This window comes from Micromonospora sp. NBRC 110037 (assembly GCF_001652995.1).
GTDB classification, from domain to species: Bacteria; Actinomycetota; Actinomycetes; order Mycobacteriales; family Micromonosporaceae; genus Micromonospora; species Micromonospora chalcea.
The window spans coordinates 134,944-145,833 of sequence record NZ_BBVA01000003.1 but is presented as its reverse complement, the minus strand read 5'-3'; the positions used below and the strand labels follow the sequence as shown (position 1 = coordinate 145,833).

The window sequence follows — 10,890 nt, the reverse complement described above, 5'->3', positions numbered from 1 at the left end:
CCGGGCCGGCTTGCCGGGAGCGGGGAACCGGATCCGGGGCATGATGGAGGGCATGACGACAGTGCCCGGGCCGGCGCCCGTCGTGCCGCAGGCGCACCGCCATCCGCACGACCCGGAGCCGGTCCGTTCCACCAAGGCGCGGGCGGTCTTCGCGCTCGGCCTGATCGGCGCGCTCACCGGTCTGTTCGTCGGCGGCGCGGTGCCGGCCACGATCGCGCTCACGCTGGCCCGGCAGGCGCGCCGCGAGGCGTACACATCTGGTGGTTATCTCACCGGCGGCGACTGGCTGCGGCGCGGCGAGCAGATGGCGCGGACCGGGCTGGTGCTGACCGCGGCGGCGGTGGTGGCGGCGGTGGTGATCGGCGTGGTCCGGTACGCCGACGGCTCGTTCGGCCACGACTTCGCGCCGAACTTCGACTGACCGGGCGGGGGAGCGGAGCCGCGCCCGCCCACCCGGCCGTGACCGGCGACGGTAGCCTGGCCGGTGTCCGCCGGGTGGCGGGCGGGTGTGGACAGGAGGAACCGTGACGGAACCGGCCGCGCCGGGAGGCGACCCGAACCGCCCGGGGCCGTATCCGCCGGGTTCCGCGTCCGCGCCGGCGCATCACCCGCACGGGGCGTACCCGGGGAACGCGCCGGCCCACGGCGGCGGGTGGCCGGCGCCGGGAAGCGCGCCCGGCCACGGGGGCTGGGGGCCGGCGTTCCCGCCGCCGCCGGCCGAGGCGCCGCGGCCGCCGAAGCGGGTCGACGCGGTGCCGGGTACGCCGTTCGGGGTGGTCCACCTGGACGTGCCGCCGGTCACCTCGGGGCTCGCCATCGGCTCGTTGATCGCGGGGATCGCCGCGATTCTGGTTTCTCTTCTGGTCTTCTGCTTCGGTATCGCCGGGCCGGACTACGGTGGCGCCTGGGCGGCGGGCGCGTTCACCGTGCTCGGCGCGCTGATCGGGGTCGGCGCGGTGGTCGCCGGGCTGCTGGCCCGGCGGCAGATCCGGCGGCCGGCGCCGCCGCCGGCGGTGCGGTTCACCGGCGCCGGCCTGGCCGTGGCCGGGCTCTCCTGCGGCGGGGTGGGGCTGCTGTTCAGCCTGGTCGGGCTCGGGCTGGCCCTCGTGGTGCAGATCACCTGAGGTCCCCGGTGGGGCCGGTGCGGCCGGTGACCTGCCGCGACCGGTATGTCCGGGTGCCCGGGGGGGGTGGGCTGTGTCGGGGCCGCCGGGCCGCGCGGCGGACGAGCCGGTACACTTGTCACTGTAGGTGCCCATCATGGGCGCGTCGGCGATCCGGAGACCGGCCCGGCGGACCGCGGCAGCGGTCCTCCCGACCCATCCGTTTTGACCGGCGCGGCTGTGGTAGGTACTCTTTCCCCTTGTGCCCGGGCTCGCCCGGGCAATGCGTGCGTGCGCTGGAACCGGTCAGCCGGTGAATCGCGCGGTCGCACCATCAAGACCAAACAACCCGGTACGACGCGCCAGCGGCCGGCACCGGGACCGTGACTTGGGCGACACGCCCGACCGCGGGTGCTGGGACGCCGTCAGGCGGCCCCGGTTGGAATGTAGGAGAGCCGCCCATCCGGACGGCTGGAGCAGACGGCGCGGTCGCCTCGCAGCGGCCGAAGGGAGCGGAGAAACCCGGTGCCCACCATTCAGCAGTTGGTCCGAAAGGGCCGTCAGGCCAAGACGACCAAGACCAAGACCCCGGCGCTCAAGGGGTCTCCCCAGCGGCGCGGCGTGTGCACCCGCGTGTACACCACCACCCCGAAGAAGCCGAACTCGGCGCTGCGCAAGGTCGCTCGTGTCAAGCTCAGCAGCCAGATCGAGGTGACCGCCTACATCCCGGGCGTCGGCCACAACCTTCAGGAGCACTCGATCGTGCTCGTGCGCGGCGGTCGTGTGAAGGACCTCCCCGGCGTGCGGTACAAGATCGTGCGCGGCTCGCTGGACACCCAGGGTGTCCGCAACCGCAAGCAGGCTCGCAGCCGCTACGGCGCGAAGAAGGAGAAGAGCTGACATGCCGCGTAAGGGACCCGCTCCGCGGAAGCCGCTGGTCGCTGACCCGGTGTACAACTCGCCCCTGGTCACCCAGCTGGTGAACAAGATCCTGCTGCGCGGCAAGCGTCAGCTCGCCGAGCGCATCGTGTACGCCGCCCTGGAGGGCTGCCGCGAGAAGTCCGGCACCGACCCCGTCGTCACGCTCAAGCGCGCGATGGACAACGTCAAGCCGACCCTCGAGGTGCGCAGCCGCCGTGTCGGTGGCGCCACCTACCAGGTTCCGGTCGAGGTCCGGCCGTCCCGCGCGACCACGCTCGGTCTGCGCTGGCTGGTGACCTACTCCCGGGCCCGGCGCGAGAAGACCATGGTCGAGCGGCTGATGAACGAGCTGCTGGACGCGAGCAACGGCCTCGGCGCCGCCGTCAAGCGGCGTGAGGACACGCACAAGATGGCCGAGTCCAACAAGGCCTTCGCGCACTACCGCTGGTAACACCTGAGGTTCCGGCGCCGGCAGGCGCCGGAACCGCCACCAGTTGTGTCGAGACGACGATAAGTAGGGATTGAAGTGGCCGCCGCAGACGCGCTCGCCAACGTACGCAACATCGGCATCATGGCCCACATCGATGCCGGTAAGACCACTACCACCGAGCGAATCCTGTTCTACACCGGCATCACGTACAAGATCGGTGAGGTCCACGAGGGCGCCGCCGTCATGGACTGGATGGAGCAGGAGCAGGAGCGCGGTATCACCATCACTTCCGCCGCCACCAAGTGCGAGTGGAAGGGCCACACGATCCAGATCATCGACACGCCCGGCCACGTCGACTTCACGGTCGAGGTCGAGCGGTCGCTGCGGGTTCTGGACGGTGCGGTCGCGGTCTACGACGGCGTGGCCGGCGTGGAGCCCCAGACGGAGAACGTCTGGCGGCAGGCGGACAAGTACAACGTCCCCCGGATGTGCTTCGTCAACAAGCTCGACCGGACCGGCGCCGACTTCTTCCGCTGCGTGCAGATGATGATCGACCGGCTCAACGCCACCCCGCTGGTGCTCCAGATCCCGATCGGCGCCGAGTCCGACTTCATCGGCGTGGTCGACCTGGTCGAGATGCGTGCGCTCACCTGGCGCGGCGAGACCCAGAAGGGTGAGGACTACGCGGTCGAGGAGATCCCGGCCGACCTCGCCGACTCCGCCGCGGAGTGGCGCGAGAAGCTGATGGAGACCCTCGCCGACGTCGACGACTCGGTGATGGAGAAGTACCTCGAGGGCGAGGAGATCTCGGCCGACGAGATCAAGGCCGCCATCCGCCGGGCCACCATCGCCGGCAAGGCCAACCCGGTCCTCACCGGTACCGCCTTCAAGAACAAGGGCATCCAGCCGATGCTGGACGCGGTCGTCGCGTACCTGCCCTCGCCGCTGGACATCCCGGCGATCGAGGGTACGGCCACCGACGGCGAGACCCCGCTGCAGCGGAAGCCCTCGGTCTCCGAGCCGTTCTCCGGCCTGGCCTTCAAGATCCAGACCGACAAGCACCTCGGCAAGCTGACGTACGTCCGGATCTACTCCGGCACGCTCGAGTCCGGTTCTCAGGTGATCAACTCCACCAAGGACCGCAAGGAGCGGATCGGCAAGATCTACCAGATGCACGCCAACAAGCGGGAGGAGCGCAGCTCCGCCCAGGCCGGCGACATCATCGCGGTGCAGGGTCTGAAGCAGACCACCACCGGTGACACGCTGTGCGACCCGGCGAACCCGGTCATCCTGGAGTCGATGACCTTCCCGGAGCCGGTCATCGAGGTGGCCATCGAGCCGAAGACCAAGGCCGACCAGGAGAAGCTCAGCACCGCCATCCAGCGGCTGGCCGAGGAGGACCCGACCTTCCGCGTCAAGCTGGACGACCAGACCGGTCAGACGGTCATCTCCGGCATGGGCGAGCTGCACCTGGACATCCTGGTCGACCGGATGCGCCGCGAGTTCAACGTCGAGGCGAACATCGGTAAGCCGCAGGTGGCGTACCGCGAGACCATCCGCCGCGCGGTGGAGAAGGTCGAGTACACCCACAAGAAGCAGACCGGTGGCTCCGGCCAGTACGCCCGCGTGATCATCAGCGTGGAGCCGCTGCCGCTCGGCAACGAGGCCCCGACCTACGAGTTCGCCAACGCCGTGACCGGTGGCCGCATCCCCCGGGAGTTCATCCCCTCGGTGGACGCGGGCGCGCAGGACGCCATGCAGTACGGCATCCTCGCCGGCTTCCCCCTGGTGGGCGTCAAGCTCACCCTGGTGGACGGCCAGTACCACGAGGTCGACTCGTCGGAAATGGCGTTCAAGATCGCCGGCTCGATGGCGATGAAGGAGGCGGCCCGCAAGGCCGACCCCGCTCTCCTCGAGCCGATGATGGCCGTTGAAGTCACCACTCCTGAGGAGAACATGGGTGACGTCATCGGCGACCTCAACTCCCGGCGTGGCATCATCCAGGCGATGGAGGAGCGCAGCGGCGCTCGCGTCGTCCGGGCCCTGGTGCCGCTGTCGGAGATGTTCGGCTACGTCGGCGACCTGCGGTCGAAGACCCAGGGCCGGGCTAGCTACAGCATGCAGTTCGACTCCTACGCCGAGGTTCCGAACTCGGTGGCCAAGGAGATCATCGCCAAGGCGACGGGTGAGTGACACTCACCCTCGGCTGATCCGATGACACGAGGGCGGTCGCGGGAGGGTTCTCCCGCCCGCGGCCACCTCGATCGGATTGCGTGAGACCGGGCCTGTAGGCTTCATCGCCGCAGAACCCACAAAAGCTCTCCGGCCTTCCGGCCGGAAAGGCTGTCGACAGAGTCCTAAGCGCCGAACGGCGCGCCGGGGCGAACGAACCAAGAAAGTCCACAGGAGGACACCAGTGGCGAAGGCGAAGTTCGAGCGGACTAAGCCGCACGTCAACATCGGCACCATTGGTCACATCGACCACGGTAAGACGACGCTGACGGCGGCCATCACCAAGGTCCTGCACGACCAGTACCCGGACCTGAACCCGTACACGCCGTTCGACGAGATCGACAAGGCGCCGGAGGAGAAGGCCCGCGGCATCACGATCTCCATCGCGCACGTCGAGTACCAGACCGAGGCGCGTCACTACGCGCACGTCGACTGCCCCGGTCACGCCGACTACATCAAGAACATGATCACCGGTGCCGCGCAGATGGACGGCGCGATCCTGGTGGTGGCGGCGACCGACGGCCCGATGCCGCAGACCCGCGAGCACGTGCTGCTGGCCCGTCAGGTCGGTGTGCCGTACATCGTCGTGGCGCTCAACAAGAGCGACATGGTCGACGACGAGGAGCTCCTGGAGCTCGTCGAGCTCGAGGTCCGTGAGCTGCTCTCCTCGCAGGAGTACCCGGGTGACGACCTGCCGGTCGTCCGGGTCTCGGCGCTGAAGGCCCTGGAGGGTGACCCGGAGTGGACCGGGAAGCTCCTGGACCTGATGAACGCCGTGGACACCGCGATCCCGCAGCCGGAGCGCGAGACCGAGAAGCCGTTCCTCATGCCCATCGAGGACGTCTTCACGATCACCGGTCGCGGCACCGTGGTGACCGGTCGCGCCGAGCGCGGCATCCTCAAGCCGAACGAGGAGGTGGAGATCGTCGGCATCCGTGAGAAGTCGATGAAGACCACCTGCACCGGCATCGAGATGTTCCGCAAGCTGCTCGACGAGGCCCGCGCGGGTGAGAACGTCGGTCTGCTGCTGCGCGGCATCAAGCGCGAGGACGTCGAGCGCGGCATGGTCGTCATCAAGCCGGGCACCACGACCCCGCACACGGAGTTCGAGGCGACGGTCTACATCCTCTCCAAGGAGGAGGGCGGCCGGCACACCCCGTTCTTCCAGAACTACCGCCCGCAGTTCTACTTCCGGACCACGGACGTCACCGGCGTCGTCACGCTGCCCGAGGGCACCGAGATGGTCATGCCGGGCGACAACACCTCGATGACGGTGAAGCTGATCCAGCCCATCGCCATGGAGGAGAACCTGAAGTTCGCGATCCGCGAGGGTGGTCGTACGGTCGGCGCGGGTCGCGTCACCAAGATCATCAAGTGAGCTGGGTAACCCCGATTAGCGTCGCCGCCGGTCGTGCGGCATACTAGTCAGGTTGCGTAACGACAGTCGGTCGCCTGCGTCCGGTTAACGCTGGACCTCCGGGAGTCAGACTGTCTCGCGTAGGGTGGTTGATCGCCATCGGCGGTCAACCACCCTCGCGCGGCGTCCAGGTCGCGGCCCCCGCGATCGGCGCCATGACCCACCGCGTGGTCAGAGAATCGCTCCGGAGTCCCGGGGCGGAGCCTGGCCCACGGGCGCGACACGCCCGACCGCGGGGGTCGGCGGAAGTGGGCCTGTGCCAGCCGGTACAGGCGCCCGCAACACAGCGGCATCGAGAGAAGGAACAGAAGCCACCATGGCGGGACAGAAGATCCGCATCCGGCTCAAGGCCTATGACCACGAGGTCGTCGACTCCTCGGCTCGGAAGATCGTCGAGACGGTGACGCGTACCGGGGCGCAGGTCGCTGGCCCGGTGCCGCTGCCCACGGAGATCAACCGTTTCTGCGTCATCCGCTCGCCGCACAAGTACAAGGACTCGCGCGAGCACTTCGAGATGCGTACGCACAAGCGTCTGATCGACATCATCGACCCGACCCCGAAGACGGTCGACTCGCTCATGCGCCTCGACCTGCCGGCTGGCGTCGACATCGAGATCAAGCTGTAGGGACCGGACAAATGGACAGGCAAGTCAAGGGGATCCTGGGCGCCAAGCTCGGCATGACCCAGGTCTGGGACAACAACAAGGTTGTGCCCGTGACCGTGGTTCAGGCCGGCCCGTGCGTCGTGAGCCAGGTTCGTAGCGCCGACAAGGACGGCTACTCCGCGGTCCAGCTGGCGTACGGGGTCATCGACCCGCGCAAGGTCAAGAAGCCGATCGCCGGGCACTACGCCAAGGCGGACGTCGCGCCGCGCCGGCACATCGTCGAGCTGCGCACCTCCGACGCCGCGGACTACGCGCCCGGCCAGGAGGTCACGGTCGAGGAGTTCCCGGCCGGCGCCGTGATCGACGTGACCGGCAAGACCAAGGGCAAGGGCTACGCCGGCCCGATGAAGCGGCACGGCTTCCACGGTCTGCGCGCCAGCCACGGTGTCGAGCGCAAGCACCGCTCGCCCGGCTCGATCGGCGCCTGCGCGACCCCGGGTCGCGTCTTCAAGGGCACCCGGATGGCGGGCCGGATGGGTGGCGTGCGCTACACCGTCCAGAACCTGACCGTCCAGGCGGTCGACACCGAGAACAACCTCCTGCTCGTCCGCGGCGCCATCCCTGGCCCGAAGGGCGCGCTGGTCCTGGTCCGCACCGCGGCCAAGGCGAAGGTGAAGAAGGGCGGTGCGGCCAAGTGACCACCGTTGACGTGATCAACGTCGAAGGCGCCAAGAGCGGCTCCGTGGAGCTGCCGGCCGACATCTTCGACGCGCAGGCCAACATCGCCCTGATGCACCAGGTCGTGGTGGCCCAGCTCGCGGCGGCCCGCCAGGGCACGCACAAGACGAAGACCCGCGGCGAGGTCTCCGGTGGAGGCAAGAAGCCGTACAAGCAGAAGGGCACCGGTCGTGCCCGCCAGGGCTCGACCCGCGCGCCGCAGTTCGCCGGCGGTGGCGTGGTCCACGGCCCGGTGCCGCGCGACTACAGCCAGCGCACCCCGAAGAAGATGAAGGCCGCCGCCCTGCGTGGCGCCCTCTCCGACCGGGCCCGCGCCGGCCAGGTGCACGTCGTCGAGGCGTTCGTCTCGGGCGAGAAGCCGTCCACCAAGGCGGCCCTGGCCACGCTGACCAAGCTGACCCAGGCCCGTCGGGTCCTGGTCGTGCTGAGCAGCACCGACGAGCTGAACTGGGTGTCGCTGCGGAACCTGCGCAACGCGCGGGACAGCCGGGTGCACCTGATCGAGGCCGGCCAGCTCAACACCTACGACGTGCTGGTGGCCGACGACGTGGTCTTCACCAAGGAGGCCCTGGACGAGTTCCTGGGCGTTCCCGCCGAGACCACCGAGGAGGATGGCAAGTGAGCACGATCGCCGATCCGCGTGACGTCATCGTCGCGCCGGTCGTCTCGGAGAAGAGCTACAGCGAGCTGAACCGCAACTGGTACACCTTCCTGGTGCACCCGGACGCCAACAAGACCGAGATCAAGATCGCTATCCAGCAGATCTTCAACGTCCGCGTCCTGACGGTCAACACGCTCAACCGCGAGGGCAAGCGCAAGCGGACCCGTACCGGGTTCGGCAAGCGCAAGGACACCAAGCGCGCGATGGTGAAGCTGGCTGACGGTGACCGTATCGAGGCCTTCGGCGGCCCGGTCAGCTGAGGGGTGTAGACAATGGCTATCCGTAAGTACAAGCCGACGACGCCGGGCCGGCGTGGCTCGAGCGTTGCCGACTTCGCCGAGATCACCCGGTCGACGCCCGAGAAGTCGCTGCTGGCTCCGCTGCCGAAGAAGGGCGGACGCAACGCCCACGGCCGGATCACCACGCGGCACCACGGCGGCGGTCACAAGCGCCAGTACCGTCTGATCGACTTCAAGCGGGTCGACAAGGACGGCGTGCCGGCGAAGGTCGCCCACATCGAGTACGACCCGAACCGCACCGCGCGCATCGCGCTGCTGCACTACGCCGACGGCGAGAAGCGCTACATCATCGCGCCGAAGGACCTGAAGCAGGGCGACCGCGTCGAGTCCGGTCCGGGCGCCGACATCAAGCCGGGCAACAACCTGCCGCTGCGCAACATCCCGGTCGGTACCACCATCCACAACGTGGAGCTGCGTCCGGGTGGCGGCGCCAAGCTGGCCCGCTCGGCCGGCGTCGGCATCCAGCTGCTCGGCCGTGAGGGCGCGTACGCGACCCTGCGTATGCCGTCCGGTGAGATCCGGCGTGTGGACGTGCGCTGCCGCGCCAGCATCGGCGAGATCGGCAACGCCGACCAGTCGAACATCAACTGGGGTAAGGCCGGCCGTATGCGGTGGAAGGGCAAGCGCCCGACCGTCCGTGGTGTCGCGATGAACCCGGTCGACCACCCGCACGGTGGTGGTGAGGGTAAGACCTCCGGTGGTCGCCACCCGGTCAACCCGCAGGGTAAGCCCGAGGGCCGCACCCGTCGTAAGGGCCAGCCGAGCGACCGGCTGATCGTCCGCCGCCGCTACGCCACGCGTAAGCGCGGCTGAGGGAGATAAGACATGCCTCGCAGCCTGAAGAAGGGCCCGTTCGTCGACGACCACCTGCTCAAGAAGGTGGAGACGCAGAACGACAAGGGCTCGAAGAACGTGATCAAGACCTGGTCGCGCCGCTCGACGATCATCCCGGAGATGCTGGGTCACACGATCGCCGTGCACGACGGACGCAAGCACGTCCCGGTCTTCGTGACCGAGGCCATGGTCGGGCACAAGCTCGGCGAGTTCGCGCTGACCCGCACGTTCAAGGGTCACGAGAAGGACGACCGGAAGAGCCGCCGGCGCTGACGCCGCGGGCATACGGATAGAGGAACAAGGGGTTACAGCGATGCCAGGAAAGGGCGACGCTCCGGTGCTTCCGGGCGCGCGGGCGGTTGCGCGGCACGTGCGCATCTCGCCGATGAAGGCGCGCCGGGTGGTCAACCTCGTCCGCGGCCTGCCCGCGAAGGAGGCGCTCACGGTGCTGCAGTTCGCGCCGCAGGCTGCGAGCGAGCAGGTGTACAAGGTGCTCGCGAGCGCGATCGCCAACGCGGAGAACAACGAGCGGCTGGACCCCGACGCGCTGCTCGTCAGTGAGGCGTTCGTCGACGAGGGCCCGACCATGAAGCGGTTCCGGCCGCGTGCGCAGGGCCGGGCGTACCGGATCCGCAAGCGCACCTGCCACATCACCGTGGCGGTCGAGGCGGTCGCGCCGGCCGCGCCGAAGAAGTCGGCGAAGAAGGCCGCTCCGGCCAAGCCGGCCGCCGAGGAGCAGAGCACGACGGAGGGTGCCGAGTAATGGGTCAGAAGGTTCACCCGACCGGGTTCCGGCTCGGCATCTCGACCGACTGGAAGTCCCGCTGGTTCGCGGACAAGCTCTACAAGGACTACATCGGCGAGGACGTCAAGATCCGCCGCATGATGTCCAAGGGCCTCGAGCGCGCCGGCATCTCCAAGGTCGACATCGAGCGCACCCGGGACCGGGTCCGCGTCGACATCCACACCGCCCGGCCGGGCATCGTCATCGGCCGTAAGGGTGCGGAGGCCGACCGGATCCGCGGCGAGCTGGAGAAGCTCACCGGCAAGCAGGTCCAGCTGAACATCATCGAGGTCAAGAACCCCGAGTCGGACGCGCAGCTGGTCGCCCAGGGCGTTGCCGAGCAGCTGTCCAGCCGGGTCAGCTTCCGTCGGGCCATGCGCAAGGCGATGCAGTCCGCGATGAAGAACCCCGCCTGCAAGGGCATCCGGGTTCAGGTCTCGGGCCGTCTCGGCGGCGCCGAGATGAGCCGGACCGAGTTCTACCGCGAGGGCCGGGTTCCGCTGCACACGCTGCGGGCCAACATCGAGTACGGCTTCTTCGAGGCCCGTACCACCTTCGGCCGGATCGGCGTGAAGGTCTGGATCTACAAGGGCGACGCCGTCCCGGGCCGCGAGGCCCCGGCCGAGGCCGCCCCGTCGCGCGGCCCGCGCCGCGACCGTGGCGACCGGCCGGACCGGCCGCGCCGTGGCCGCTCGGGCTCGTCCGGTACGACCGCCGGTGGCACCGAGGCCGGCCGGGCTGCCGCGACCACCATCGCGCAGCAGGCGGAGACGCCGGCCGGTGAGCCGGTCGACAGCAGCGCTGTCGCCGCAGCCGCCTCGGCTCCGGTCGGTAACCAGCCGGCAGAAACGCAGCAGGAGGGCTGAC

At 69.2% G+C, this 10,890-nt stretch carries 14 protein-coding genes; all 14 read left to right on the top strand.

All coding sequences use genetic code 11. The features are described 5' to 3' along the window. The first annotated feature begins 52 nt into the window (after positions 1 to 52). Positions 53 to 421: a hypothetical protein gene (locus tag A4R25_RS10665; RefSeq protein WP_064446843.1), complete on the top strand. Its 369-nt coding sequence runs from the start codon at positions 53 to 55 to the stop codon at positions 419 to 421. 331 nt (positions 422 to 752) lie between these two features. Further along, the gene (locus A4R25_RS31445; RefSeq protein ID WP_176722859.1) at positions 753 to 1,124 is read left to right on the top strand and encodes a hypothetical protein; all 372 of its coding nucleotides are present in this window, start codon (positions 753 to 755) and stop codon (positions 1,122 to 1,124) included. Positions 1,125 to 1,628: 504 nt separating this feature from the next. Beyond that, positions 1,629 to 2,003: a 30S ribosomal protein S12 gene (gene rpsL, locus A4R25_RS10655; protein WP_007465318.1), complete on the top strand. Its 375-nt coding sequence runs from the start codon at positions 1,629 to 1,631 to the stop codon at positions 2,001 to 2,003. Between the two features lies 1 nt (position 2,004). Next, positions 2,005 to 2,475, top strand: a complete 471-nt coding sequence (gene rpsG, locus A4R25_RS10650; protein ID WP_013288637.1) for a 30S ribosomal protein S7 — start codon at positions 2,005 to 2,007, stop codon at positions 2,473 to 2,475. Positions 2,476 to 2,550: 75 nt separating this feature from the next. Beyond that, positions 2,551 to 4,647: an elongation factor G gene (gene fusA, locus A4R25_RS10645; protein WP_030501610.1), complete on the top strand. Its 2,097-nt coding sequence runs from the start codon at positions 2,551 to 2,553 to the stop codon at positions 4,645 to 4,647. A gap of 223 nt (positions 4,648 to 4,870) precedes the next feature. After that, positions 4,871 to 6,064 carry an elongation factor Tu gene (tuf, locus tag A4R25_RS10640; protein ID WP_013288635.1) on the top strand — a complete coding sequence of 398 codons (1,194 nt, stop codon included), beginning with the start codon at positions 4,871 to 4,873 and terminating at the stop codon, positions 6,062 to 6,064. Between the two features lie 355 nt (positions 6,065 to 6,419). Next, positions 6,420 to 6,728, top strand: a complete 309-nt coding sequence (gene rpsJ, locus A4R25_RS10635) for a 30S ribosomal protein S10 (protein WP_007073037.1) — start codon at positions 6,420 to 6,422, stop codon at positions 6,726 to 6,728. A gap of 11 nt (positions 6,729 to 6,739) precedes the next feature. Further along, positions 6,740 to 7,405 carry a 50S ribosomal protein L3 gene (rplC, locus tag A4R25_RS10630; RefSeq protein ID WP_030501609.1) on the top strand — a complete coding sequence of 222 codons (666 nt, stop codon included), beginning with the start codon at positions 6,740 to 6,742 and terminating at the stop codon, positions 7,403 to 7,405. After that, complete coding sequence (rplD, locus tag A4R25_RS10625; RefSeq protein ID WP_013288633.1) at positions 7,402 to 8,067, top strand: 50S ribosomal protein L4; 666 nt, start codon at positions 7,402 to 7,404, stop codon at positions 8,065 to 8,067. Before rplC ends, rplD begins: the two co-directional genes overlap by 4 nt. Further along, the gene (gene rplW, locus A4R25_RS10620) at positions 8,064 to 8,366 is read left to right on the top strand and encodes a 50S ribosomal protein L23 (protein ID WP_013288632.1); all 303 of its coding nucleotides are present in this window, start codon (positions 8,064 to 8,066) and stop codon (positions 8,364 to 8,366) included. The genes rplD and rplW overlap by 4 nt, the downstream gene beginning before the upstream one ends. A 12-nt stretch (positions 8,367 to 8,378) precedes the next feature. Further along, a complete protein-coding gene (rplB, locus tag A4R25_RS10615; RefSeq protein WP_013288631.1) occupies positions 8,379 to 9,218 on the top strand; it encodes a 50S ribosomal protein L2 in 840 nt (279 codons plus the stop codon). 12 nt (positions 9,219 to 9,230) lie between these two features. Next, on the top strand, positions 9,231 to 9,512 hold the full coding sequence (rpsS, locus tag A4R25_RS10610; RefSeq protein ID WP_007073032.1) for a 30S ribosomal protein S19: 282 nt from the start codon (positions 9,231 to 9,233) through the stop codon (positions 9,510 to 9,512). Between the two features lie 40 nt (positions 9,513 to 9,552). After that, positions 9,553 to 10,002 carry a 50S ribosomal protein L22 gene (gene rplV, locus A4R25_RS10605; protein WP_018784552.1) on the top strand — a complete coding sequence of 150 codons (450 nt, stop codon included), beginning with the start codon at positions 9,553 to 9,555 and terminating at the stop codon, positions 10,000 to 10,002. Further along, positions 10,002 to 10,889, top strand: coding sequence for a 30S ribosomal protein S3 (gene rpsC, locus A4R25_RS10600; RefSeq protein WP_013473694.1), 888 nt, complete (start codon positions 10,002 to 10,004; stop codon positions 10,887 to 10,889). The genes rplV and rpsC overlap by 1 nt, the downstream gene beginning before the upstream one ends. Position 10,890 lies beyond the last annotated feature (1 nt).

Bases quoted from the DNA above. Each gene is read 5' to 3' on its own strand.
- rpsC (WP_013473694.1), top strand. From the start codon at position 10,002: ATGGGTCAGAAGGTTCACCCGACCGGGTTCCGGCTCGGCATCTCGACC.
- A4R25_RS10665 (WP_064446843.1), top strand. From the start codon at position 53: ATGACGACAGTGCCCGGGCCGGCGCCCGTCGTGCCGCAGGCGCACCGC.
- rplB (WP_013288631.1), top strand. From the start codon at position 8,379: ATGGCTATCCGTAAGTACAAGCCGACGACGCCGGGCCGGCGTGGCTCG.
- rpsJ (WP_007073037.1), top strand. From the start codon at position 6,420: ATGGCGGGACAGAAGATCCGCATCCGGCTCAAGGCCTATGACCACGAG.
- rpsG (WP_013288637.1), top strand. From the start codon at position 2,005: ATGCCGCGTAAGGGACCCGCTCCGCGGAAGCCGCTGGTCGCTGACCCG.
- rplV (WP_018784552.1), top strand. From the start codon at position 9,553: ATGCCAGGAAAGGGCGACGCTCCGGTGCTTCCGGGCGCGCGGGCGGTT.
- rplC (WP_030501609.1), top strand. From the start codon at position 6,740: ATGGACAGGCAAGTCAAGGGGATCCTGGGCGCCAAGCTCGGCATGACC.
- rpsS (WP_007073032.1), top strand. From the start codon at position 9,231: ATGCCTCGCAGCCTGAAGAAGGGCCCGTTCGTCGACGACCACCTGCTC.